This is a genomic window from Psychrobacter sp. DM4 (assembly GCF_051307035.1).
In the GTDB taxonomy this organism is placed as follows: domain Bacteria; phylum Pseudomonadota; class Gammaproteobacteria; order Pseudomonadales; family Moraxellaceae; genus Psychrobacter.
The window spans coordinates 214,860-240,880 of sequence record NZ_CP195536.1; the positions used below are offsets into that span (position 1 = coordinate 214,860).

Annotated in this window: 24 protein-coding genes and 4 tRNA genes; 12 read left to right on the forward strand and 16 right to left on the reverse strand. The window is 45.2% G+C overall.

Translation table 11 applies throughout. The features are described from left to right. Nucleotides 1-76: 76 nt before the first annotated feature. A complete protein-coding gene (locus ACR64G_RS00945; protein ID WP_435979703.1) occupies nt 77-1,309 on the reverse strand; it encodes an NADH:flavin oxidoreductase/NADH oxidase family protein in 1,233 nt (410 codons plus the stop codon). A gap of 141 nt (nt 1,310-1,450) precedes the next feature. Between ACR64G_RS00945 and ACR64G_RS00950 the strand changes: the two genes are divergently transcribed. Together ACR64G_RS00950 and ACR64G_RS00955 are read left to right on the forward strand one after the other, a co-directional pair. After that, entirely contained in the window at nt 1,451-2,203 is a 753-nt protein-coding gene (locus ACR64G_RS00950; protein ID WP_435979704.1) for a TetR/AcrR family transcriptional regulator, read from the forward strand. A 35-nt stretch (nt 2,204-2,238) separates the two neighbouring features. Next, nucleotides 2,239-4,452: a molybdopterin oxidoreductase family protein gene (locus ACR64G_RS00955; RefSeq protein WP_435979705.1), complete on the forward strand. Its 2,214-nt coding sequence runs from the start codon at nt 2,239-2,241 to the stop codon at nt 4,450-4,452. Between the two features lie 98 nt (nt 4,453-4,550). Here ACR64G_RS00955 and ACR64G_RS00960 read toward each other — a convergent pair whose 3' ends face one another. Then, entirely contained in the window at nt 4,551-5,870 is a 1,320-nt protein-coding gene (locus ACR64G_RS00960) for an FAD-dependent oxidoreductase (protein ID WP_435979706.1), read from the reverse strand. Between the two features lie 33 nt (nt 5,871-5,903). Next, nucleotides 5,904-6,662, reverse strand: coding sequence for a CAF17-like 4Fe-4S cluster assembly/insertion protein YgfZ (ygfZ, locus tag ACR64G_RS00965; RefSeq protein ID WP_435979707.1), 759 nt, complete (start codon nt 6,660-6,662; stop codon nt 5,904-5,906). A gap of 243 nt (nt 6,663-6,905) precedes the next feature. Here ygfZ and ACR64G_RS00970 point away from each other — a divergent pair, with 243 nt between their 5' ends. Beyond that, complete coding sequence (locus ACR64G_RS00970; protein WP_435979708.1) at nt 6,906-7,262, forward strand: zinc ribbon domain-containing protein YjdM; 357 nt, start codon at nt 6,906-6,908, stop codon at nt 7,260-7,262. 26 nt (nt 7,263-7,288) lie between these two features. Next, nucleotides 7,289-8,590 carry a glutamate-1-semialdehyde 2,1-aminomutase gene (hemL, locus tag ACR64G_RS00975; RefSeq protein WP_435979709.1) on the forward strand — a complete coding sequence of 434 codons (1,302 nt, stop codon included), beginning with the start codon at nt 7,289-7,291 and terminating at the stop codon, nt 8,588-8,590. Nucleotides 8,591-8,694: 104 nt separating this feature from the next. On the opposite strand, the gene ACR64G_RS00980 is transcribed toward hemL, so the two are convergent. Continuing rightward, the gene (locus tag ACR64G_RS00980; protein ID WP_435979710.1) at nt 8,695-9,861 is read right to left on the reverse strand and encodes an FAD binding domain-containing protein; all 1,167 of its coding nucleotides are present in this window, start codon (nt 9,859-9,861) and stop codon (nt 8,695-8,697) included. Between the two features lie 67 nt (nt 9,862-9,928). Further along, on the reverse strand, nt 9,929-10,336 hold the full coding sequence (locus ACR64G_RS00985; RefSeq protein WP_435979711.1) for an Mpo1-like protein: 408 nt from the start codon (nt 10,334-10,336) through the stop codon (nt 9,929-9,931). A 380-nt stretch (nt 10,337-10,716) separates the two neighbouring features. On the opposite strand from ACR64G_RS00985, the gene ppx reads away from it, so the two are divergent. From ppx to ACR64G_RS01025, 8 genes are all read left to right on the forward strand, one after another. Beyond that, a complete protein-coding gene (gene ppx, locus ACR64G_RS00990; RefSeq protein ID WP_435979712.1) occupies nt 10,717-12,243 on the forward strand; it encodes an exopolyphosphatase in 1,527 nt (508 codons plus the stop codon). A 234-nt stretch (nt 12,244-12,477) separates the two neighbouring features. Beyond that, a complete protein-coding gene (locus ACR64G_RS00995) occupies nt 12,478-13,281 on the forward strand; it encodes an acetyl-CoA carboxylase carboxyltransferase subunit alpha (RefSeq protein ID WP_435979713.1) in 804 nt (267 codons plus the stop codon). Between the two features lie 147 nt (nt 13,282-13,428). Beyond that, complete coding sequence (tilS, locus tag ACR64G_RS01000; protein ID WP_435979714.1) at nt 13,429-14,949, forward strand: tRNA lysidine(34) synthetase TilS; 1,521 nt, start codon at nt 13,429-13,431, stop codon at nt 14,947-14,949. Between the two features lie 150 nt (nt 14,950-15,099). Beyond that, on the forward strand, nt 15,100-15,933 hold the full coding sequence (proC, locus tag ACR64G_RS01005; protein WP_435979715.1) for a pyrroline-5-carboxylate reductase: 834 nt from the start codon (nt 15,100-15,102) through the stop codon (nt 15,931-15,933). 99 nt (nt 15,934-16,032) lie between these two features. Continuing rightward, on the forward strand, nt 16,033-16,602 hold the full coding sequence (locus tag ACR64G_RS01010; RefSeq protein ID WP_435979716.1) for a YggT family protein: 570 nt from the start codon (nt 16,033-16,035) through the stop codon (nt 16,600-16,602). Between the two features lie 284 nt (nt 16,603-16,886). Continuing rightward, nucleotides 16,887-16,976: transfer RNA gene (locus tag ACR64G_RS01015), tRNA-Ser, on the forward strand. Between the two features lie 144 nt (nt 16,977-17,120). Further along, a tRNA-Arg gene (locus tag ACR64G_RS01020) sits at nt 17,121-17,197 on the forward strand. Nucleotides 17,198-17,378: 181 nt separating this feature from the next. After that, on the forward strand, nt 17,379-18,029 hold the full coding sequence (locus tag ACR64G_RS01025) for an RDD family protein (RefSeq protein WP_435979717.1): 651 nt from the start codon (nt 17,379-17,381) through the stop codon (nt 18,027-18,029). A gap of 8 nt (nt 18,030-18,037) precedes the next feature. Here the strand turns inward: ACR64G_RS01025 and ACR64G_RS01030 are convergent, their stop codons facing one another. From ACR64G_RS01030 to lolB, 11 genes are all read right to left on the reverse strand, one after another. Further along, the gene (locus tag ACR64G_RS01030) at nt 18,038-19,006 is read right to left on the reverse strand and encodes a calcium/sodium antiporter (RefSeq protein ID WP_435979718.1); all 969 of its coding nucleotides are present in this window, start codon (nt 19,004-19,006) and stop codon (nt 18,038-18,040) included. Nucleotides 19,007-19,164: 158 nt separating this feature from the next. After that, on the reverse strand, nt 19,165-19,545 hold the full coding sequence (panD, locus tag ACR64G_RS01035) for an aspartate 1-decarboxylase (protein ID WP_010196068.1): 381 nt from the start codon (nt 19,543-19,545) through the stop codon (nt 19,165-19,167). A 104-nt stretch (nt 19,546-19,649) separates the two neighbouring features. Beyond that, a complete protein-coding gene (pth, locus tag ACR64G_RS01040; protein WP_435979719.1) occupies nt 19,650-20,231 on the reverse strand; it encodes an aminoacyl-tRNA hydrolase in 582 nt (193 codons plus the stop codon). A gap of 169 nt (nt 20,232-20,400) precedes the next feature. Beyond that, nucleotides 20,401-21,111 carry a 50S ribosomal protein L25/general stress protein Ctc gene (locus ACR64G_RS01045; RefSeq protein WP_435979720.1) on the reverse strand — a complete coding sequence of 237 codons (711 nt, stop codon included), beginning with the start codon at nt 21,109-21,111 and terminating at the stop codon, nt 20,401-20,403. Nucleotides 21,112-21,432: 321 nt separating this feature from the next. After that, the gene (locus tag ACR64G_RS01050) at nt 21,433-22,380 is read right to left on the reverse strand and encodes a ribose-phosphate pyrophosphokinase (RefSeq protein WP_435979721.1); all 948 of its coding nucleotides are present in this window, start codon (nt 22,378-22,380) and stop codon (nt 21,433-21,435) included. A 96-nt stretch (nt 22,381-22,476) separates the two neighbouring features. Further along, nucleotides 22,477-22,552 (reverse strand) — tRNA-Gln (locus ACR64G_RS01055). Nucleotides 22,553-22,735: 183 nt separating this feature from the next. After that, a tRNA-Gln gene (locus ACR64G_RS01060) sits at nt 22,736-22,811 on the reverse strand. 186 nt (nt 22,812-22,997) lie between these two features. Next, entirely contained in the window at nt 22,998-23,534 is a 537-nt protein-coding gene (locus tag ACR64G_RS01065) for a hypothetical protein (protein ID WP_435979722.1), read from the reverse strand. Between the two features lie 90 nt (nt 23,535-23,624). Then, nucleotides 23,625-24,203 carry a hypothetical protein gene (locus ACR64G_RS01070; RefSeq protein WP_435979723.1) on the reverse strand — a complete coding sequence of 193 codons (579 nt, stop codon included), beginning with the start codon at nt 24,201-24,203 and terminating at the stop codon, nt 23,625-23,627. Nucleotides 24,204-24,303: 100 nt separating this feature from the next. Then, entirely contained in the window at nt 24,304-25,269 is a 966-nt protein-coding gene (gene ispE / locus ACR64G_RS01075) for a 4-(cytidine 5'-diphospho)-2-C-methyl-D-erythritol kinase (protein WP_435979724.1), read from the reverse strand. Between the two features lie 34 nt (nt 25,270-25,303). Beyond that, entirely contained in the window at nt 25,304-25,957 is a 654-nt protein-coding gene (gene lolB, locus ACR64G_RS01080; protein ID WP_435979725.1) for a lipoprotein insertase outer membrane protein LolB, read from the reverse strand. Between the last annotated feature and the right edge of the window lie 64 nt (nt 25,958-26,021).

Consider the following 26,021-nt stretch of genomic DNA (forward strand, 5'->3'; position numbering starts at 1 on the left):
CTATCAGATACTCTCTAAAAATAGAGTAATAGAATGAGAGCTGTACTTAGAGTATTATGATATTTAAATCTATAGTCTATTTTGCTAAATAATTGCGATAGCGTTTAGTCAGCTTTTTTAGGCGCATACGGTCTTTTATCAAAGAGACGATGGGCGAGGATTTGCGTTTAGGAGATTTGCCTTGCCCCATACGTTGTAATTGGCTTTTGACAACTGCCATAGTGGCAATAGCGCTCAAGGTTTTATCCCTCCAGCGTACCGCAGGATCGGAGGCGCTAATCTTATCATCAGTCTGCCACTGTTTTGGCAAAGCAGGATTCATAGCGAGCGCTGTACCCATACCGACAACATCGATGCCTTGAGCCAATACTTGTTCTGCTACTGCCAAGCGTCGCACGCCGCCCGTCGTCATGACTGGCATCACTGCTATTTTTGCAAGGTCAGTTGCAAAGTCCAAAAAGTAGGCCTCGCGCTTTAACGTTCTACCATCAGCGGTTTGACCTTGCATAGCAGGACTCTCATAACTACCGCCTGATAGCTCAACCAAATCTACAGCCAGCTCATTCATTGCCAAGATAACGACTTTGGCATCATCCGAATCAAAGCCGCCGCGCTGAAAGTCAGCTGAATTTAGCTTGACTGATACCGCAAAGCTACTAGCAACTCGTGCACGAATCGCCTTGATAACTCTAATCAATAAGCGCATACGATTCTCAATCGAACCACCAAACTCATCGGTACGTTTATTGATCAGTGGCGACAAGAACTGTGATATTAGATAGCCGTGGGCGGCATGAATTTGCACGCCATTAAACCCGGCTTGTTCAGCCTTTAGCGCAGTATCAGCGAAGCGCTCGATAAGCTGCTCAATATCATCAGCGCTCATGGCACGAGGTTTGCCAAACAAATGCGAGTGTTTGCCTAGATCAAGAGGCACATCAGACGGAGACCATACCTCACCGCCCATCGCCGCATAAACTTGGCGACCAGGATGATTGATCTGCATCCAGACGTGAGTGTTGTCTTGTTTGGCCACCTGTGCCCAAGAGGCAAAAGGCGTAAGCTCACTTTGCTTTTCTAGAACAACGCCGCCAGGCCCTGTCATAGCACGCCCATCCACCATTACATTGCCTGTAATCAATAGTCCAGTACCGCCCTTTGCCCATTGGTCGTACAAGCGCAAAAGTGTAGGGCCAGGGACTTGCCCGATATCTGCCATGTTCTCCTCCATAGCTGCTTTGGCTAGTCGGTTGCGTAGAGTTGCGCCGCAGGGCAAAGTAAGAGGGCTAAAAACTGTAGATGTTGCCATAAAGAAAACCTAAGTATTATTTTTAAAAGTGTGACAAGCATACCATTAAATTGTAGACTTATCGTGTAAATGACTATAGCCTTATAGTCGAAACATTAATAATTTGTATCAGTCATCTCAATCAACAAAGGCAGACCATTGGTGAACGTTCTTGCAACAAATGCACTTGTAAATAGTACTCATGATGTACCCGTAGCCTCGAAACGTGAGCTGGCAAAAGCCAAAACGCGTAAGGCTATCCTAAAAAGCGCGCTAAGACTTTATAGCATTGAGGGTAGTTGCGGGATGAGTATGAACAAGATTGCCAAAGGCGCAGGCATCGCTCAGCCAAGCTTTTACAATCATTTTGCAAGCCTAGAGGTCTTGGAGCACGAATTGAGCGCGCAGCTCAAAGATAACTATCTATCGCCTATACGTATGGCTTGGGTGACTATGCTTGAGGACTATACTTCACTTGATAAAGCGCAGTTTTATCAGCGTTGCCAGCAGTGTTTGGGCATGATATTTGATGCCGCCTTTGTCAATATTTATCTGTTTCAGCGCTTGATTGAAGATCGGGTACGCGCGGAGCCTACTCGCTTAGACTTATCTCTTAAAGGGCTGTCAGATAGCACAGAATCGAGTGACGGCTTGGGACACTTAATTAACGAGATACAAGAAGAGTGGACACAGATATTTATCGAAGGGTTGTTATCGGCTGAGTGCAATTTTGAGCACTCTCAGATCAATCTAAGCGTCGATATCGCGACTGCGCAAGTGCATGAGCTCATATTAGGCTGCCATCAGCAGCGTTATAGTAGAGCGCAGGCAATTGCCGTGCTTAGCAAAAACTTCGATACGCTTTTTGAGAGCTTTTGGTACAAAACCATGACGAGTCAACCGGTTACAAACTAAATGGAATTTACATCGTAAATAAAGGAATGAGTACTATGCCAACTAAACGAAGCAAAACCATAGCCCGTAAAGGTAATGAACAAACCCATCTTAGAACTTGTACTTTGTGTGAAGCCATGTGCGGCATCGTCGTCAAGCACGATGGCGATAAAGTATTGTCCATTAAAGGCGATAAAGATGATCCCTTTTCTCAAGGGTATATCTGCCCCAAAGCGACGGCATTACAAGATTTGCATGAAGATCCTGATCGCCTGCGCCATCCTGTAGAGCGCACGGCTAGTGGCTGGAAAAAGATCGGCTGGCCGGAGGCGTTAGACAAAGTTGCCGCTGGTATCAGCGCGGTTCAAAAAAAGCATGGCAAAAACGCGCTTGGTATCTATTTGGGTAATCCAAATGTGCACAATATGGGCGGTATGCTGACGGTCAAGCATCTCTTAAATAGTATAAAAACTCGTAGCCGTTTCTCTGCGACGTCGATCGATCAGCTGCCGCATCACATTGTAAGCATGCATCTGTTCGGGCATATGCTGCGTATCCCAGTGCCTGATGTCAATCGTACCCAGCATATGCTTATTATCGGCGGCAATCCGCTGGCATCCAACGGCAGTATTATGACCGCACCAAACATGCGCCAAAAGATCAAAGACATAAAAGCCCGCGATGGTAAAGTCGTGGTCATCGATCCTAGACGTACGGAGACCGCAGAGCTGGCAAGCGAGCATCATTTTATCCGTCCAGCAACCGACGTCTTACTGCTACTTGCCATGCTTAATGAGATCTATATCCAAGGTTATGCGGACAAAGCGCGCGCCAAAGATAACAAAGCCATTGCGCTCACGCCTGCGATTGAGCGTATGGCAGACTTTGCCAAAGATTATAGCGCTGAGTCAGTAGCGAGTATCACGGGTATCAGTGCCTCTGAGATCAAACGCCTAGTCACTGAGTTCTGTGAGGCAGATAGCTCTGTCTGCTATGGACGTATGGGCGTCTCAGTACAAGAGTTCGGTCTGCTATGTCAGTATTTGATTATGGTCATCAATATTGTCACTGGGCGCTTAGATGAAGTCGGCGGTCTGATGTTCCCCAATCCTGCCGTTGATTTGGTCAATAATTCAGGACCAGGTTATCTGGGCAAACGTCATACGCGCGTAAGCCATTTACCTGATTTTAATGGCGATTACCCCGTAGTCGCTATGGCAGATGAGATGCTAGTAGCAGGCGAGGGACAGCTAAAAGCCTTTATGTGTGTGGCGGGTAATCCGGTGCTTAGTACCCCAAATGGTGAAAAATTAGATGAAGCATTGGCACAGTTGGAGTTTGTGGTTGCCATTGACTACTTTGTGACCGAAACCAGTCGCCATGCCAACATCATTCTGCCGCCCGCTTCGCCCTTAGAGCGCGAGCACTATGACGTTACCTTTAACGGTTTTGCGGTACACAATGTTGCCAAGTATTCGCCCGCCTTATTTACCAAACATAAGGACGCTAAGCACGACTGGCAGATATATCTAGAGCTTGCTAAGCGCTTGGACAAAAAACCTGCTCTGGCCACTCGGGTAGAGCGTGAGCTCACCTCGCGACTAGGGCCAAAGTTCGTCCTTGATCAAGGTTTGCGCCGCGGGCCTTATCAAGGTATGACACTAAGCAAGCTTAAGAAAAACCCTCATGGTATGGATCTTGGGCCACTGAAACGTATGCTGCCACAAGCTATCAAACACAAAGACAAACAGATTGCTCTTAATGTAGATTTTTATCAAGCAGATCTAGCGCGCGTTCAAGAAATGATGGCGAACTATGATGCTGAGCAAATTCTACTCATAGGTCGCCGCCACGTACGTAGTAACAATTCTTGGTTACATAATAGCCAGCGCTTGGTCAAAGGCAAACCGCGTTGTACTTTGATGCTCCATCCTGACACGGCCAAAGACTACGGTATTGAGGATGGTCAAGACGTACAAGTGACCTCTCGCGTAGGGTGCGTAACCATTGTCGCTGAAGTCACCGATGAGCTAATGGCAGGAGTGGTGAGTATTCCACATGGCTGGGGTCATGGTCGCAGTGGCGTCAAGCAAAAGATCGCTCAGGCGCATGCTGGGGTCAGCGTCAATGATTTGACCGATGATACGCTGATCGATGAGCTGTGCGGTAACGCGGCAGTCAATGGCGTACCTGTGCAACTGAAGCCTGTAAAGGTTGAGGCTGACGCTGAAGAAATAGAGACCGCTTATGAAGAAGCAATGAGTTCATAATTTAATTTGAGTTATTTAACACATAAAAAAGGCGCTTATTGATCAGCGCCTTTTCTATGTTTGAGCCTCTACTTTTTTTGCGACGTCACATTAAATACTTATAAAATACCGACAAAGTCAAAATCGATATCTAGCGTCTTATTCTGCATCAATAAGCTCAACGCCTTGGCTGATCCGCAAGCGAACGTCCCACCCAAAGTTCCGTGTCCGGTATTTAGCCATAGATTATCAAAAGTTGCCTCACTGTTTTGACTACCACGCCTCACAGATCCTGCATGCGCGCGTCCTATTAAAGGTACGCTGGATGGGGTCATCGGATGAATACTTGCCCAGTACTTGGCAGAATTGGCAATGATACCTTTTGGGAATAGATGCTGAATACGGTCAGTAATCGCTTCACAGTGCGCTAAGTTAAGCGGCAAACTATGACCATTAAATTCAATAGCGCTTGTAACTCGCAGCTTATCGCCTAAGCGCGATATGATAAGTTTGTACTCATCATCGATAAGGCTGATAAAGGGCGCTAAGTGCGGGGCGCGTGGATTGACTTTGTAGGTTGCAGAGTAGCTTTTTGCAGCAAAAATAGGCAAGTGAATACCCAATGGCTTGGCAAGCGTCATACTGTCGTGACCGAGCGCTAATACGTAACTGTCCGCGCTAAAGGTTTGTGCATTTTCATCGATAGGGCGGATGGTAATACTATGGATATGAGATTTGCTAGCGTCGTCATCTGCGCTTATGGCAACTACTTCGGTATCATACCTAAAGCGCACGCCTGCTAATATGCACATCTCAGCCAAGCGCTGAGTGAATAGATAGGGGTTACCTGACTCATCAGCGCTAGTAAAAGTCGCGCCAACCAGTCTATGAGCGATAGGATATAAGGCAGGCTCTAGACTTGTAGCGTTATTGATATCGATAATGCGGCGCTCGCAGCCTAGTGCTTGTAAGCGCTTTGTAGGTGCAGCTGCTGCCTCATAGTAGGTCTGATCAGTATAAAAATGCATGGCACCGCGAGTTTTGTGCTCATAGCTGACATCGATAGCAGTGCGTAATTGTCTCAAAGCGTCCTGTGAGTATAGTCCCAAACGCACCATTTGAGTTAAATTAGCATCCGCTTGTTCAGCACGGCGCTCACGCAAAAATTGTAGCGCCCATTGACGCTGCGATTTGTCAGACCGCAAGTGATATAAAAGCGGCGCATCTTCTCGAAAAAACCCCTTGAGTGTTGCAAGTGGCGTCTTAGGATTAGCCCACGGATTCATACTACCAATAGATAGCGCACCACTCGCAAATAGCGTCTGTATACCTGATGCGGACTCACGCTCAATCACTGTAACCTCAAAACCTGCCTGGCGCAGATACCATGCGGTAGTGACACCGATCACGCCTGCTCCTAGTACTGCAATGTGCGTCATAAGGTTCTAAAGCCTTGCGGTTAATTTACTACTCTACTGAGGACGAGCCACGTCAGCTTGTAGGGCATCAGGTAAGTCAAGAATACTAAGCTTATTATCAGCCAGATGTTCAGGACGCGCTACGACCAAGGCCCTAAAACCATTTTCAATCGCTATCGCATTGACCACCTGAACCTTACCAAGTTTTTCGCCTGCTGCGGGTACGCTGGCATGTCCTTTTGGGTCGCTGCTTTCTACATAGTGCAAAAACGCTTTTGGCGCTGATTTGAAATAAATACGAGCGATGACTTCCTGACCTAGATAGCAGCCTTTATCATAATCCATACCGCCGCGCTGATGGAGGCGTAGCTCCTGCGGTTGAAACTCACCTTGGCTATTTGCCACTATCCAATAGTTACCTGTCGCTATACTGGTTCCCATCCATTTTTGTACATCCTCATTACTTTCACTGTGGCTAAAGGTAGGCTCACCATCCAATACACAAGGATAAATAGGGGTAGAAGCACTGGTCTCAAACTTTGAAAACGCACCAAATTTACTTAAATGCGCTTGCAAAGCGTCAGCGCAATCCGCACTAATGACGATATCGTATTGTTTTTCGTCCTGTTTTTTGATCCAAAAACCAAATTCAATACGTCCTTTTAGGTTACTAATAGCCGCTGCTTGATAGCTAAGACCAAGTTTTGTGACATCAACGGTGATTTGACCTTGCAAGAATTTTTCGGCATCCTCGCCTTGAATCGTTAATTGAGAAAACTGCGGCGGTTGGACTGAATTTATAGGTTGAGTCATTATTGTTATTCCTCGTATCGAGCGATATGTTTATTAATTTAACTGAATGCTAAAAATACATTTTAAAATATGAAGAGTAGCACAAAAAATGAGCACACAAAGCAACCATCACTTATCGTAACGATTTAGCACAGGGGTGTTAGCAATCTATAGTATCGCAACTTGACTCATTGGTTAAAAAGTCGATTTGCGCTACAATGAAGGCACAAAAACTATCTATAAATAAAGCGCTGCGAGGCTACTATGAGCTTACCTAATTGCCCAAAATGTAACGCTGATTACACGTATGAGGATGGTGCCTTATTGGTGTGTCCGATGTGTGCTCATGAATGGACAGCCGCCGAAACACAAGTAGCTAATGCTCAAATAGAAGAAGAAGGTATCGTTCGTGATGCGGTGGGTAATGAGTTGCAAGATGGCGATGCGGTCACGGTGATAAAAGATCTAAAGGTCAAAGGATCATCTATTGTCATAAAGGTAGGTACTAAGGCTAAGAGCATCCGTTTGCTTGATGATCCCGTTGATGGTCATGATATCGACTGTAAATTGGAGGGCTTTGGGCAGATGAAGCTTAAGTCATCAGTCGTCAAAAAAGCTTAACTTTTATAAGTAAATTGAGAGTATTTATGAGTACTAAAAACGAACAACTTTTCGCTCAAGCCCGCAAACATATTCCTGGCGGCGTTAATTCCCCAGTACGTGCGTTTGCTGGGGTAGGTGGTACGCCCATCTTTATGCACCGCGCGAGCGGCAGCAAAATCTACGATACCGAAGACAATGCTTATATCGATTATATTGGCTCTTGGGGACCGATGATTTTGGGTCATGCGCATCCAAAAGTGATCGATGCGGTCAAAAAAGCCGCCGAAGATGGTTTAAGCTTTGGTACACCAACGCCGTTTGAGACGACGGTTGCGGATAAGATATGCGATATTGTGCCAAGTGTTGAGATGATACGTATGACCAGCTCAGGCACCGAGGCGACAATGAGTGCGATTCGTCTGGCGCGCGGTTATACGGGTCGTGACAATATCGTTAAGTTTGAAGGCTGCTACCACGGGCATTCAGATAGTCTCCTCGTCAAAGCTGGCTCAGGCATGCTTGATATCGGTGAGCCGACGTCTAAAGGCGTGCCCGCTGACTTTGCTAAGCATACGATTACCTTGCCTTACAACGACCCACAAGCGATCAAAGACTGCTTTGAGAAGTGGGGCGATACCATCGCTTGTATTATCGTCGAGCCTATCGCCGGTAACATGAATATGGTGATCCCTGAGCAAATATTTCACGACACCTTACGTGAGCAATGTACTGAGCACGGCGCGGTACTTATCTTTGATGAAGTCATGACAGGCTTTCGTGTCGGACTTGGCGGTGCACAAGCGCATTTCGGTATTGAACCTGACTTAACCTGCTTTGGCAAAATCATTGGTGCAGGTCTGCCTGTTGGCGCTTTTGGTGGTAAGCAAGAGATCATGGAATGTATCGCACCGATGGGCGGCGTCTATCAGGCAGGGACATTATCGGGCAATCCACTAGCGATGCGCGCTGGTATTGCGATGTTTGAGGACTTAACCGTCGACGGGTTTTATGATGAATTGTCTGCCAAAGTCGACCGTTTGATTGATGGTATTCAGGCTTCTGCTGACAAGCACGGTATCAATCTGCGCACCAATAAGCTTGGCGGTATGTTCGGTATGTTTTTTGTCAAAGACGCTGATACGCCAACGCCGCTTGATTTTGATGAGGTGACCGCGTGCGACATGGAAGTGTTCAATACTTTCTTTCATGGCATGCTAGATCGCGGCATTTATTTGGCGCCTTCTGCTTATGAGGCGGGCTTTATGTCGATCAAGCACAGCAGTGATGACTTAGAGTTTTCAGTCAACGCGGCTGATGAGATATTTGCTGAGATGGCAAAAGCTTAGCTTGGTATAAAACATTAATAGCTAGCACAATAAATTTTTGAACTAAAAAAGGACTAAGCCACTTATATGTCGCTTAGTCCTTTTTTTATTGAATTCTTAGTACCTTAACTTTGTACTCGACCTTTACCATAAGCAAACTGCGAGCGTTCTCCTAATTGGCGACCATGCTGACACAGACGCTTGCCGTATTGTAGCTGACCGACTTCCCAATGCTTTAGTGCCTGCTGTACCTCATGACTGTGCTCAACTAGTGCTTCTACCAAAGCGATTGCATCAGCGGCTGCTTTTGCCGTACTAGCAGCAGTATGAGGACGTGGAATAAAAGCTGCATCACCGACTAGAGCAATATTATCAAACGCCATTTGCGGTATAGTCAGATCCAAAATCGACTGAACAAAAGGCGCTGTAGTCGCTGCAACTAGCTCTTTGAATGGCTCAACAAGCGTTGCGTTGGCGTACTCTCGCATGGCTTGCTCTACGGCAGGCGCTATCATTTCAGGTGGAATCGAATGAGTCCGCGGCCTACCATTCATGTCGGTAAGAATAGTAGGTAGCTCAGTGATCTCATCGTAATTGACATACCACACCCAATTAAAACGACGTCTGCCAGCTACGAGCGATTCGTTCTCGCCAGGAATGAGATACGCCAAAATCTGCGAGTTTGGGAAGTCATAAAACACAAAACGCTCGGTAAATATGGCAGCGGTATCGGAATCTAGCCTGCCTTCATCGACAACGCTCTCATCAACAACGCCGCGATAAGCCACGTAGCCGGCGTATTCTGGAATATAACTAGGAAGTAGCTGCTGACGTACGGTGGATGCTGGTCCATCAGCGCCGATAAGCAAATCGGCAGTCACGCGTAAGCCATCTGCAAAAATAGCGGTGGCCTTATCATCGCTTGACTCGACGCGCTCTAACACTTTGCCTTGATGATAACACTCGTCTGGAAAATGCCGACGTAGCGAGCGATACAGAATATTCCAAGAGGTGAGCGTCTGGCGCATTGCCATTTTATCGATGCTACCGTTTTGGTTTAAATAGTAGCGCTCAATGACATCAACGCCTAAGTTGTCAGTATCAATACCTGCTAATTCAAAAGCGGTGATGACATCAGGTTGCAGAACGATACCGCCGCCACGACTATCAAGCTCATGAGTAGAGCGCTCATAGATGTCGACTTGCCAGCCGATATCCCGTAGCAAGGTTCCTGCGAATAATCCTGCCAATGAGCCACCAATAACGATGGCGCACTTATTTATCGGTTCCACGTGCTCTCTCCTGACTGCCAATTCACTAAACCGCTCATTTGATTGAATTGACAATACCGTTAGCGCCCTACTGTTGTCTGATTTTATCAAACTTGGTATCCTTTAAGCTCAGTCTACCGCGTAGCACATCGCCATACATTCGAAAGTCGCTAGCGAAGCTTTTGAGCGGGAATTTAAACGACGCAGGTTTATTCTTTTCAAAGAAAAAATGTCCGACCCAAGCGCAGCCATAACCAGCAGCGATACCTTTAAGTAAAGGTTTTGGCGAGCGGGTCTTAACAGATTTTGCGAGGCCTAAAAGACCAAAGCTACTACCTGCAAAGTGCAAACGCCGACAAGCCATATTTTGATGCTCCTCTAAGTAGAAGTCATAAAATTTTTGCTCAGTAGGTTTGATATTCTTTATGCTGTTATTAGTATTTGTGTGACTAAGCTCAGTCTTGCTAAAGACTTCATGTTGGGTTTGAGTATTCATAGTAGCATCCTTGCTCGTTAGCTTGATTATAGTAAAAGGTGGAAATAGACAATTATCATATAACAAAATAGCGCTTAAGTAATTGTTATTTATGACATACAAGACATCTCTTTGATTTCTATAGAGCCTATGTCATTCAAACACTTGTCAATTGATGGTAGATACGCAAAACATCTGCTCTTGAAGGTGCAAAACAGTTACTATTCTGGGCGCTTGCCCCTATTTGGCATAAATGCTTTAATGACAACACTTATCTATAACGCTTGCTAATTTAATTCTATATCACATGATAACTAATGGCTCGTTAATTGTGCTGATAGATATCCTTTTTCACTGATTGTTCGATTCAGTCAGCTCACAACCTACGGTAACCGCTTTTTATGCCTAAAAAATACCTTGCCAACTCGCCGCTTGCCGAAGACGAGCTGATGGCAGCCATTGATATCGGCTCAAACAGTTTTCATTTAGCGATTGCTCGCCTTGACCATGGTGAGGTACGTAAAGTGGTCTCTATGTCTGAAAAGGTACAATTGGCAGCGGGGTTAGATGAGCACAATATTTTGAGTGCGGATGCCGCTCGGCGGGGTTTGGAGTGCTTGAACCGTTTTGTTACGCGTCTAGATTCCGTGCCGCCAGAGCGCGTGCGTATCGTTGCGACCAATGCGCTGCGTCAAGCCAAAAACGCCGATGATTTTATTACCCGTGCCAACGATATATTACCCAAGCCAATAGAAATTATTGCAGGTCGCGAAGAGGCACGTTTGATTTATTTGGGCGTCTCGCATACCAATGCCAGTAGTGATAAGCGTCTGGTCATTGATATTGGCGGCGGCTCAACTGAATTTATCATCGGCCAAGGCTTTGAGCCGATGCTGACCGAGAGCTTGCAAATGGGCTGCGTGGCCTTCACCCAAAAGTTCTTTGCAGATGGACTGATTACCAAAGACGCTTTTACCAAAGCTATTAGCGCCTCGAGAAAAGAAGTGCTTGCGATTAACGGTCGTTACCAAAAAGCGGGTTGGAGCAGTGTCATCGGCTCTAGTGGCACTATAAAGGCGGTACGTAATGTACTAGTATCAAAAGGCTGGTCTGATGACCAAGAGCGCGTGACCTATCACGGGCTCAAAAAGCTTGAAAAGCTACTGACCAAGATCGGTAATGTCGAGGATATCGACCTAGAAGGCGTCAAAGAACACCGTAGAGCTGTGTTTCCAGCAGGAGTAGCGGTACTGCGCGCTATCATGAAAGTGCTTGGTGTTGAGACCTTGACCTACTCAGATGGGGCACTGCGCGAAGGCGTTATGTATGATATGCTCGGACGCTTTAGCAGTGAAGATGTACGAGATCGCAGTGTGCTGGCGCTCATTAAACGCTATTCGGTAGACAAAAAACAAGCCCGCCAAGTCGTCAAGACCAGTCATCTCCTGCTTGAACAAGTCAATCGTGATTTGAAATTAAACACAGATGATGCTGATCTGCTACGCCGCGCTGCTTACTTGCATGAGGTTGGTCTTGCCATTAGTCATAGCAGCTATCACAAGCACAGTGCCTATTTGCTTGAGTACTCAGACATTCCAGGGTTCTCGCAAGTGGATCAAAAGCGGATGGCGCAGCTGGCGCTTAGTCATAGACGTAAACTCAAATCCGATACGCTGGAGCAAGCTTGTAGCGTTGGTGGCGACTCCTTGGTTTATCTATGTTTGCTTCTTAGGCTTGCCGTATTGACTCATCATAGCCGTAGCGAATATATTCCACCAATTATGAATATTGAGGTGATTAATAGCAATGAGTGGCAAATTACCGTCACCAATGATAATGAGCACTACACCTCTTTACTCACAGATCTCCAAGCTGAGACCGAGCAGTTTTCCAAGTGGGGCATCAAGCTTAGTATCGTTGAAGCTTAGTATCGTTGAAGCTTAATTCTGGTTATACAACCGATTTCTACTGATATAGTGGCGATAACTATTGGCGACTTGCAGGCAGAATAATGCCTTGCTATATAAGATGTGCTACTATAGTTTGTATTGAGTTTACAACTGTACTTCCGTGATGTTCACCGTGATTAATAGCGCCCGAACCAAAGAGCGATGAGATCATATTAGCCATCATAGAATAAAAATGACAAAAAGGATAAGTCTATGAGCACCGTCTGGGATAGCGTACAGCTGGCACGTCACGCCAAACGTCCATTGTTTATGGATTACGTCAATCAATTATTTACAGAATTCGATGCGTTACATGGCGACCGCGCCTATGCCGATGACAAAGCTATCATCGGTGGTTTGGCGCGCTTTGATGGCAAGCCTGTTATGATAGTCGGTCAGCACCGTGGTCGCAGTACGCGCGAGCGTATCGCCCATAATTTTGGTATGGCCAATCCTGAAGGCTATCGAAAGGTTATCCGTTTAGTCAAAATGGCTGAGCGTTTTAATATTCCGGTTATGACCTTTGTCGATACGCAAGGCGCATACCCTGGTATTGGTGCTGAGGAGCGCGGACAAGCGCAAGCGATCGCTGAAAGCATTGCGGTATTCTCAAGTCTCAAAGTACCTATTATTGTGACTATTATTGGTGAAGGCGGTTCTGGCGGCGCCCTAGCTATCGGAGTAGGTGACAGGGTCAATATGCTACAAAATAGCATTTACTCGGTTATCTCTCCTGAAGGCTGTGCCTCTATTTTGTGGAAAACCGCTGAAAAAGCAAAAGATGCTAGCGAGGCGCTAAAGCTCAATGCGATCAACTTATATCAGCTTGGACTCATTGACGAGGTGATTGACGAAGGTGAGGGCGCACATATCCATCCGCAGCCAGTTATGAAAGCCTTAAAAGAGCTCATCACCCAGCAATTAGATGAGATCGTTGATTTAGATGCAAGTGAGCGCTGTGAGCAACGCTACGAGAAGCTCAAAACCTTTAATTCTGAGGTGATGCTGCCTGCCTAAATATAAGGCTTTACTCCTCTCGTACTTTGTTAAAATAAACGTGTCTCTATTGAGACGCGTTTTTTTATACCTAAAAGGTTATGATAATCTTTCAATCAGATCCTTAATTAAATACGCCCTAATCATACTTTTGGATAAGACTATCTTATGAGCAGCCCCGCTATTCGCAACTATCCTATTAAACCTATGTCATCCGATATACCGATGGATAAAGGACTAAGTCAGGCACTACTGACTAGTGTAGCTGAGCATTATGAGCAATTACGTGGCCGCCGTATTTGGCTAGCCTGTAGCGGCGGGCGTGACTCTCTAACATTAGCTGGCGTGTGTGCTCAGCTCTATAGACAAGGCAAATTGCCATTTTTACCGCAGCTATTACATGTCGATCATAACTTGCAAGCGGGCAGTGCGCAGTGGGCCATGCATGTCGAGGCGTGGGCGCGCGCGCAGCAGATGCCCTGTTATGTTCTACAAGCCCACGTAAAAGGTGCGGATGAGCAAGCCGCGCGTAAGGCTCGCTACAAAGCAATGCTAGCGCACATCAACCAAGGCGATGTACTCCTGCTCGGTCATCATGCTGACGATCAAGCGGAGACTGTACTGATGCGCTTGATACAAGGTGCTGGGGTCAACGGATTAGCAGGTATGATGCCCTTGCGTGTGCAACAAACAGGCGCGCGGCAACACGTATTGTGGCGACCTTGGTTAAGCGTGCGCCGTACTAACATCACTACTTACGCCGAGCGACTAAAGCTGCCTTATATCGACGATCCAACCAACGACAACGGTGATAATATCCGTAGTGGTCTACGCCGTGATATCTTGCCTGTACTCACACGCTATAATACCAATGTGGTTGAGAACATCGCTCGCAGCGCGCAGCTATTAGGTGATGCTAAGGATATTGTCAACGCGCAAGCTGAGCAAGATCTGGCGCAAGCGTCTAGCTCGTTCCTTGAGCCTTTGCAAGTACCGCCTGTGCAGCGTGTCTTGAATATTGATCAGCTACAAATACTACCGCTTGCTCGACGGCGTCAGCTATTGCACTACTGGCTGACACAAGATGAGCCGCTACCGCCTGCTAAGCAGCTTATAGACGATGTGTTTAATTTGGCATATCGCACCGATCAGAATCACCAGACACAATTGTATTGGCAAGCGCGTCAGCATTCTTACACGATTCGACGTTTTCGGCAGCAGCTTTATCGATTGAGTAGTCAGTGGCTTGAATGGCTCACTGATAAGATACCTGAACAAACCCAACCCTTATATTCTTTTAATCAAACGACATCGCAACCTTTACTCATCACCGTGCGCCACAGTCAGGATTATCATTGGCAATTAAAAGTGGCACTCGACAAGTTGCCTATAAAAATTAGCGATACGACTAGGCTAAACCTTGCGCCGCTTGGTCGTCAGCAAAAGATAAAGACTGCCCATAGTAGCCGAGCGCAGGCTGGCAAAAAGCTTTACCAAACTCTAGCTATACCAGTATGGCTACGCGATAGTTTGGTGGTGGTGAGTTTAAATTTTGTAGATAACAACAATAAGGCAAAAGTAGCCCAAATAGCATTGGCATCACCCTTTGAGGTTTGGAGGTTAGAGAGTGAGGATCCAGCATTACATACGCCAGTGCATACCGTGCAAAGCATTTTGCATGTTAATTGAGAGTTTGAATTTATCAAACGTCAATAATAGCAGTATGATAAACTGAGTGTCATTTTGCACGCGGTACTAATGCGCTCACCATCAAGAATATAATTTGATCGTAAGCGCAGCCATTAAAACGGTGCTAAGAGCAGTAACCAAGGATTTGTTATGTCAGTATTAGATCATAGAAAAATAAGCTTTATCGGTGGCGGCAACATGGCGCAAGCCTTGATCAGCGGTCTGATCGGCTGCGGCGTTGAGCCTGAACTAATCACGGTCGCAGATCCTAGCAGCGAGATACGTGAGTCGCTTGCGGCTAAAGGGATCAACACGATAGATCCAACTCAAGATGCAAAATCTGCTGTGGTCAATGCTGATGTTGTTGTGCTCGCGGTCAAGCCGCAAGTGATGAAAATGGTGGTCAGTGCCTTTACAGATGTGCTCGATAAGCAACTTATTATTTCGGTGGCAGCAGGTCTATCGACGGATATTTTATCCGCGATGCTTGGCGGCTATGCCAATATCGTACGCGCTATGCCAAACACTCCTGCTATGATTCAGATGGGTGCAACAGGGCTGTATGCAACTGATGCTACGAGCACTGAAGATAAGCAGTTAGCAGAGGGGGTAATGGCGGCCTCAGGTCTAGTGATGTGGGTAGAGGAGGAAGACCAGATGCATGCGGTGACTGCCGTATCAGGCTCGGCGCCTGCATATATCTTTTACTTCATTGAGTCTATGGTTGATGGCGCAATAGCATTAGGGTTAAATAGAGAGCAAGCCTCCGCGCTCGCTATGCAAACCATGCTGGGAGCGGCCAAAATGGCAATGGGCAGCGATGAGGCGCCAAGCGAGCTACGTCGCAAAGTCACTTCGCCAAATGGGACGACGCAGGCCGCGATTGAATCAATGCAAGCCAATGAGATTGGACGTCAAATCGGTGAGGCTATGCAAGCGTGTTATCAGCGCAGTGAAGCGTTGAGCGATGAGATGAGTCAGTAAAGCAGCTTTTGATGCGATAGATATCAGTACCCTTTTATTCAAAAAAATTGTCACTTTAGTATTTGCTAATGCAAAATCATTGATATTGAGTAACGCTCCATGAATAACGCCTTATTACAAGTTTTTGATCTGGTTACCACCTTTGCTATGTTGCTCGTATTTATACGCTTTATGCTGCAATTTGCGGATATGGATGCCAGTGACCCTATGATAGCGCCTGCTTATCGCGCCACTCATATCGTTGATGTCTTTGGCCGTATTTTTCCAACGGTCGCTCAGGGCCGCATCAGTATTGCTGCTATCGTCTTGATGCTGCTCATTCGTCTAATAGATATCTCTGGCAAAGCGGCCTTGACTCATCAAGGCATTGCACCTGTACCGTTATTCTTTACCGGCACCATCAGTTTGGTATTAGACTTTTTGCGTATGTGCCGCTATCTAGTGATAGGCTCTATTATCGTCAGCTGGATTGTCGTGTTTACTGGCTCTGTGCATCCTATCGTTAGCATTATTATGCGCCTAGCTGAACCTATCTTAGCACCGTTTCGCCGTATTACCCCAAATCTAGGCATGCTAGATTTATCACCGATTGTCGCCTTTTTGGCCTTTTATCTGCTTGAGATTTTCATTGGTGGTTTTGCTGCCAGCTTTATGCCGATGTTAGGGTAAGCTTAAGTTGCGGTTTACTCTAGCATCGACACGCTTTCATTAAACGCTCTATCAATGTAGAGCGTTTTTTTATGATTAAAATTATTTCAGTCTTTGATTATCCTATAAATTATAGTCGAAGCAGGATTAAACTTGTCACAAGGCTTGCAATTCGTTTTGGCTTTGTTATAATACTCGCCCACAGCATAAGACGTATCATTAGCATCGATACTGTTGTTTATCATAACTGCTCATGTATTTATTATAAATAACTCATATTTATTACAAATAGTCTTGTATTGTTCGGTGAAGTGGGTGAGTGGCTGAAACCAGTTCCCTGCTAAGGAACCATACGTTAACGCGTATCGAGGGTTCGAATCCCTCCTTCACCGCCATCTTATTCGGCGATATTTAGAGTTCGATGTCTTTAACAGTATTTTCTATTTTAGCTGACAAAAACATTGACATTAAGTGTGTACTCTATATAATAGCCAACCTAATTTACTACAAACTTATTTGTAGTAAATGATGTGCAATACGCGCCCGTAGCTCAGTTGGATAGAGCACTTGGCTACGAACTAAGGGGTCGGGAGTTCGAATCTCTCCGGGCGCACCATTTGCATACTAGATCAACGATCAACGTTAAGTCCTAAATCAATCGCCTGTCTGATGACACTTTGGCGGTTTTTTTATGTCTGTTCGTTTTTTATCAGTTTATGATAACAGGCGCAATTACGGTACAATAATGCTATAGATCTCCATCTACTGTTACTACCTATCTGTTATGAGCGCTTATCATGCCAAAAAACCTAAAAAAAGCTCCTACTCTTCAGTCAAAACCAAAGACGCCACTGCAGCGAATGCCTGAGAGCGATGAGCCGACGATTGCTAAACCAACGACCAGAATCGCTGCTATCGTCTATGATGGTATGTTGATACTAGCCTTGTTGTTTTTGGTAGGGACAGCACTTACCGTGATAGGTACGCTTGCTACCATGCAGACGGGTACGGAGTCCAATCAAGCACAGACCTTGCCCACTTGGTATCAAAATGTAGTGATGACCCCGTCCTTTATCTTAACCTTAGTCGCTTTTTATGGTTTATTTTGGCGACGCGGTGGTCAGACTTTAGGTATGCAAACTTGGCGGTTAAAGACGGTCAATGATACTGGTCATCTGTTGAGCTGGGGACAGGCGTTCAAGCGTATTTTAGCGGCGAGTATTATGCCGCTCATCTTTGGCCTAATTGGCAGCCTCATAGGTGGCACAAGAGCGATTATGCTGACCAGTGCCTTTTTGGGTTTGATGTTCAATTATGCCTTTTGTCTGTTCAATCGTCGCGGCCTGGCAGTACAAGACATGATTTCAAACACGATTACCCTGAAGATGCCAAGAACTGAGAACGAGAGCTTGTGGCGAGTACTACGTAACCGTAAAGGCAGTAAGTAACGTCCAGTTTATATCGTAACACTCTGAATCAGCCATAGGGTATAACCTACAAAGGCGAGCATTAGGGTTGTACCAGAGGCCCATCCAAATTTGCGTTTGGTGCTAAAGGCGAATACACAGAGCGCAAAGAGTAGTACGGTAATCGCGCCCATAACCAGCACGTCACGCGATAAAATAACGGGACTAATCGTCATAGGTGCGATGAGTGCGGCAAGGCCAACGACGGCTAATGTATTAAAGATATTAGAGCCAATAATATTGCCCAAAGCCATATCATGCTCACCTTTACGCGCCGCTGATACACTAGCGACCAGCTCAGGTAACGACGTACCAACCGCTACGACGGTCAGACCAATGATCAGCTCACTTAATCCCCATAACGTGGCAAGCTCCACAGCGCCCCAGACGATAGCGCGCGAGCTCAATATCAGTACTAGCAAGCCGATGAACAGAGCACCTATGCCGCGAATAGCGCTCATCTGCTCTGCGCTATCTAGTACAGGGTCATCTTCGTGCTCGTGATTGCCCTCTCGCAAGCTCAAGACAATCTGAATACCTAATACCGCTACTAATAAAACGATGAGAACAATACCGTCAGTATTACTTAAGACGCCATCACTCAGTTGCCATGCTGCTACAGCGGTCACTAAGAGTAGTAGCGGCATGTCACGACTGATAATACTTTTGCGAATGATGATGGGGCTGATGAGTACGGTTGCGCCAAGTACCAAAGCGATATTGATGATGTTGGAGCCATAAGCGTTACCTAAGGCTAGCTCAGGACTACCATCTAATGCTGCTAATACTGAGACGACCATCTCAGGTGCCGAAGTCCCTAATCCTAAGATCACAACGCCGATCAAAAAACTAGGTACCTTTAGCTTATTGGCTAAGACGACCGCACCATCGATGAATACATCCGCACTCCAAACCAAAATTGCTAGTCCGACGACTACTGCGATTATTGCCAGCCACATAGATCACACCTCAATGAACAAACATAAAAAAGCTGAACCCGTTTGGATTCAGCTCGAATACTAGCATGCGTGACACTATGACTAGGAGAATAATTTGATTGCAGTATCTGACTAACGGGTTCTTAAATAGCCGTCATAAACTCCGATAACGAGTCAAGCTAAGCGACTTGTACAGGAATAATGTTCGCAGTGTCTTTTACCGTGTTATCTTCATTACAGTAGACCAGCTTTGGCTGATAAGTTGAGGCTTCAACTTCATCAAAATGCGCGTAGGCACAGATGATAACGATATCACCTAAGTCTGCCATGTGCGCCGCTGCACCATTTAAGGAGATAATACCAGAGCCCGCTTCTGCGCGGATAGCATAAGTGCGAAAACGTTTGCCATTGGTGACATTATAGATATCAATCGACTCGTTCTCACGAAGACCTGCAAGATCTAACAAATCGCCGTCGATACCGCATGAGCCTTCGTAGTGAAGTTCTGCATGGGTAACACGCGCGCGGTGTAATTTGCACTTGAGCATATTAAGTAGCATAGGTTGCATCCTTAGTGTAACGGGTATTAAATGAATCAAATCATAAACTTAATGAGGGCAATACTAACAGAATAAAAGGGTTATGCAAGGAAATATAATGCAAATTATTCAGGTAATCTAAAACTATTAATCTCTGAGCGTGCTTTTTCAGTATCGCCCGCTAATAATAAAGGCAATGCCTCAAAACTAGCACTGAGCGCACTATCGATAGCGATTTGCTCATCAGGTGCCGCTTTTGAGAGCACATGACCACTGACCTTTGACTTATGACCAGGATGACCAATACCGATACGCAACCGATGAAAATCATTGCCAATATGTGGGGTGATATCACGCAGACCGTTATGTCCGCCATGTCCACCATCAGTTTTGAGCTTGATGCTACCTGCTGGAATATCCAATTCATCATGAGCGATCAGCAGCTCATCGTTATCTATATTATAGAAGTTCACCATAGGCACCACTGACTGTCCTGACTTATTCATAAAGGTCAGCGGCAAGAGCAAGCGCACATCAGACCCATGAATTTGTCCACGGCCAGTAATACCATGGAACTTCTTATCATGGCTTAAGCTGATATTAAATTGCTGCGCCAAATGATGTACAAACCAGAACCCAGCATTGTGACGGGTGAACATATACTGCTCACCCGGATTACCTAAACCGACGATAAGTTTGATAGCCATAACCTACTCAGACTCGCAATTCAACTATAAATACATTTTGAAAAAAATACTGGTTACTTTTTCAAAATGTACTGACAAAAACAGCAGGAGACGGTTATCCCCTGCTGTCTGTACGGTATAAGTACGATGACTACAAGACCATAAAAGCGCTGTAGCCATACATAACTTGTTACTCGCTATCTGACTCTGATTCTGAATCGTCGTCAGAGGCTTCTTCGCCTTCGCCGCCTTGCTCAATAGCAGGAACGTCAGCTGCATCAACCTCATCTTCCTCTTCGTCAACTTCTTCAACCGTTGGAGGCTGCATGTTGACGATAGTACGGTCATGACCATCTTCTAATTCAAGCTCAGCGATAACCACGCCTTCTGGCAAGTTGATATCTGATAGACGGAACAGATCACCAATAGCCATACCTGACACATCAATATCTAGATATTCAGGTAGCTGTGATGGTAGTGCGATGATTTCGACATCAGATACTAGCGTAGACAAGATACCACCATTAGCAGTACCTGGCGCGTCTTCACGACCACTGAAATGAACAGGGATGTTCATGTTGATTTTTTGACCTTTAACAATGCGCTGAAAGTCAGCATGCATTGGGAAGCCTTTGGCAGGATGGCGCTGCAAGTCTTTGATAACGACTTGATGCTCATCACCCAAATCAGTAGTAATGGTCAAGATTTGTGAGAAGAACGCTTCGTATTCGAGCGACTTTACCATCTCATTTAATCTAATTGAGATAGCGGTTGGTTCTGCACCGCCACCATAAATGATAGCAGGTACTAGGTTCTGCTTACGTAGGCGGCGGCTCGCACCTTTACCTTGTTGTTCAGCAGAGCGGTCGACCGCGTTAATTGCAAAATGATCAATAGCCATGGGATTAATCCTATAGAGTGTATGTAAAGTATCTACCAGTAGTCTAAGACTTGCGACCAGTCTACCTCTGGATAATCGATACTCATAAAGTAGAACTTAAAAGTATAAATCAAATTGCTGGCTCTAAAAATAACTGCTAGCGAATGAAGAATACAGGCGCGCATTATACGTGGTTTTGTCGCAATAATAAAGGCTTATGCTTTTTACCGCTTGCACATACAAAAACAGCGTTAAGACCAATAATAATCTTAACGCTAATAGTCTTAACGCTGTTTTTTAATCAACGGTATCTCATTTGATATGAGTTACTGTATAAAAACATTAAGCATCAAACATCGCGCTAATGGATTCTTCGTTATTAATGCGGCGCAAGCTCTCAGCGAGCATTGGAGCAATTGAAACTTGACGTATCTTAGTACATGCCTTAGCCGCGTCTGACAACGGGATAGTATCAGTAACGACGATCTCGTCAAGCGCGGATTCGCTGATATTTCTGAGAGCATTACCTGATAGAACCGGGTGAGTGATATAAGCGAGTACGCGGCGTGCACCGTTCTCTTTGAGTGCTTCTGCCGCCTTACACAATGTACCAGCGGTATCGACCATATCATCGACGATGACGCAATCACGGTCACGGACATCACCGATGATGTGCATGACTTGTGACTCATTGGCACGGGCGCGGCGCTTATCGATAATCGCCAAATCTGCATCACCTAATTGTTTCGCCATGGCACGTGCACGAACCACGCCGCCGACATCAGGTGAGACGACCATGATATTGTCATAATCTTGTTTTTTGAGATCGTTTAACAGTACGGGTGTACCGTAGATATTATCAACTGGAATATCGAAGAAACCCTGAATTTGGTCTGAATGCAAATCAACGGTCATGACGCGATCTATGCTGACGATGTTCAGCATATCGGCGACGACTTTAGCTGAGATAGGCACGCGGGCAGAACGGGGACGACGATCTTGACGCGCATAACCAAAGTAGGGCATGACGGCGGTGATACGACCTGCGCTGGAGCGGCGCAAAGCATCGGCCATCATCATGATTTCCATCAAATTATCATTGGTGGGCGCACAAGTTGGCTGCATGATAAACACATCTTTACCGCGCACGTGTTCTTTGATTTCCACAGCAATTTCGCCATCAGAAAAACGGGTAATATCAGCTTTACCAAGAGGAATATGTAGGTGGTCGGCTACGGTTTTCGCAAGTTCTGGATGAGCACTACCCGTAAAAATTGCCAAATAAGGCATGACTGAAGTCCTATTGATTGACTCAAGCAGCGACCGCAAAGCAGTATCTAACTGCTCAAATGAAGAAAAAGAGGTGGATATTATTACAGTAGAAAATGGCAGGGGTAGCTGGACTCGAACCAACGGATGTCAGGATCAAAACCTGATGCCTTACCAACTTGGCTATACCCCTGTAAGGTCTTACTCTACCATGCCTATTTGAAAAGTATCAAAATGGCATGATAGTCGATCAGATCAGCAGTAAAATAAAGTTATTTATCGCTGACTTATCCTTGCGGCGTTCGTTGCGAACTATACCGAAAGTAGGAGGGTGTTGTCAATTGCTATCATAAAACAGAGCAATTAGAACTAAAAGTGGCAGGGGTAGCTGGACTCGAACCAACGGATGTCAGGATCAAAACCTGATGCCTTACCAACTTGGCTATACCCCTTTGAGGCGACCTATTATAATCAAATTTGCAGATTTTGCAAGGTCTTTCGCCTTTTTCTAGCTTTTATTCATAATGGGTTGAAAAATAAAACTGGTATTAGGTTCATAAAAATCTGTACGTTGTATTTATAATAATTTTAGCTTTAAGCTATATATCTTATTTAGCTTAAATTGTGGCTAATGGATGCTAACGATTTGGCAAATCTTTGACATCCATAAATTGTGATCCTAAAAATTGAATATATCTATCTTTTAGACATTTTAAATCTCCTTGTTGCTCAAAACCATAATCGTAATTTGGGTTGTATTGACCGCCACCTATAGGTCCATTAGTGAATAAGTCAGTATTAATAGGTATGTCGACACCATTGGCAGTTAAAATCTGCGTTTCCTCATTCCAAACAGTGATGCCGTGAGGGAAAATAGGAACATCAAGTTTGTCACCACTTTGAAGGAGTAGACAACCCTCCTTTATGACTAAAGTACCACCAGTTGCTGGTTGTATTTCCGCACCATGCTGATAAGGATAAGGATAAGTGAAGAATGGGGAATATGATTTTTTATCATATTCTATGTTATTGACAGATACTTTGGGATTGGGCACTTTGATATTTTGAACCTTCACATCGGCTACTGAATATGAGTCAGTATCTGTGATACAGCCAGAAATTCCTATCGACAGTGTAATTATACTTGGTAGCAGGATAGAAACGATTGGTTTCATAATAAAAAGCCTTTAATTTGCAATAAAGTATATTTGGAAAATTATAAAGTAGCAAAGCTGACCTACAGTTTGATGCACTAGTGTTTATTGTTATGGGTAAGTATTAACTAATTTGCCGACCATAAATACTGCGGGTTTTTTCAGACAATCTGTGTCTTTGGGATCTACAACCGTATAATCCCCTTTTTGAAAATGATAGTGACCTATATACTCTTTGATTACACCACCAGTGGTAATCTCTTCACCAAGCTTAACTTTAGTTCCATTTAAAGAAATCAAACCCTCGTCTTCAAAGAGAGTCACTCTACCTGGATAAAAAACAGCACTAAAGTATTCAGTATCATTTTGAACAAAATACAAGCAGCTATTTTTAACTATATACTTGCCCTTTAAAACAAAATTAATCTCTTGCATCGAGAGGGTAGGCGCATAAGTGAACAGTTCAGCAGGCAAGCTTGCACTAGGTGCTAAGTTAGGAGTAGCTATTTGTTGAAAGTCGTTTTTTGCTTTCGTGTTTGGTAGTGGCAATGGAACTATCTTATCAGAGGTGCGATTTGGGGTAGAGCCAGTTTGAGGTAAAGAGAGTGATGAGCAGCCAATTAAACTTGATAATAGACAAGCAAAAGTAGCCAACCTTGTTATGTGTTGATTAAGACTTGAATAATTCATATTGATACCAACTTATTTTGTCTAATTATGATATGTATTACGCACCATTCAAAAACCGCTAGGACTCAAAATTAAATCAGAAGTGATAAGTAAAATTTCATTACAAATTACTCACCAAGTAAGCTGCACAAGGCGCACTCGCAACCCACTTCGCCAAAAGCTTTTCATCAATGGCAACGCTTGCATTCAATGGCAAAAACACTGCACTACCTGAGCCCGTCATCCTTGCTGTGCCGAGTGCTTGCGTCTCTAAACCTTGTAAATAACTTAACGCCTCCTTAATCGCAGGCGCAAGGCTAATGACTACAGGGGTAAAGACATTTTCAAAAGGCGTGTTCAGATGTTGTACGTAGTCCTCAGTCTTATTTTTAATCATCTCAATAGACAAAGTTGCAATATCACGGTCCAGTTTAGGATGCGCGAATAGCTCAGCGGTATTGATATGCGCGTCAGGCGTCAGGATAAGGTAGTGCTGATCGGACAAATCGATTGCGGTTAGCTCCTCACCAATTCCCGTTGCAATAGCGTCCTGTTCAAAGATAAATATCGGCACATCCGCGCCAATAGTGGTGGCGATTTTGATAAGTTCAACTTGGGTCAAATCAAATTGCCAAAGATCGTTCAAGGCCAGCAAAGTAGTCGCCGCATTAGAAGAACCGCCGCCTAAGCCTGCGCCCATCGGTAAATGCTTGTCCAAAGTAATACTGATCGCTTGCAAGGATTTTGGCAGTTTTTCTTTCAAAATGGCGTAAGACAGCAGAGCTTTTGCTGCTTTAAAAATTAAGTTGTCTTCTAGGTTTTCAGTAATGCTATCTGCGCCAGAGATAGTAATGAGCTGCTTGCAAAGGACAATCGCTCGCTGACTGACGTCACATTCAACTATACCACTAATATCCACCAACTCACTCGGCAAAAAATGCAGGTAATCGCCCCAGTCGAGCAGGCGAAAAACAGTTTGCAAGTTGTGATAGCCGTCGTTGCGCCTGCCTATGATATGCAAAAACAGATTAATCTTGGCAGGGGACAAGCGGGTGACGGTTTGATTAGTCATATGATTTTGTGTCATAGGTAATATGGATTCAATATATCAGCAGTGCGACTTAACGATCTTGATGATTAATAGTCATGATAACCTTTTGACCTTGAGACTGCGTCGCGCTGATTTTGTTGGGCAGCTTATCAGCGCCTTTATACGTAAAATTAGCAGTCCAAGATCCATTGACTGAGCTAATCAAACGATTTTGCGCGTCCATCTGTGCGTTGCTATCTGAGGGCGCGGGGCGACCCGATATCCAATACGGCATTTGTGAGATGGGCGCTTGCCAGCCAGTAGCCTCTAGTAGCAAAGTCTCTGGATCATCCGCCGTGAGCGTGCCTGTCTTTTCGCTGACTAGCGTGGCTGTCTGACCATTGTATTCGATGTTGGTTTTACCAATCCCCAAAGCACCAATGAGCTCAATGGCGAAGCGGTCGTTTTGTTGTCCCCATGCATAGAACGCACTACCGCCTTGCGTGCCTGCATCGACCGAGCCATCAGCGGGAGTGCTCTGCGGCATTGATGGCATAGTCACCCCAATTTTACCGTTGATGGTAAAGTTGTCGAGCTTCTGCGCTTGCATAGTAGGGCTGCTAGTAGGAGGAGTGGCGGCGCTTTGTAGCGATTGGCATCCAGAGGTTATCAATAAAGCAGAGGTTAGGGCAGCCAATGTAGAGAGACGAGTACTCAGCGGGGTTTTTGGTGATAAAGACGACATATTTATTCCTCAAAATAAAAGCAAATGGTTGTGATTTTAAAAGTACAGCTTACGCGTCGTTTGT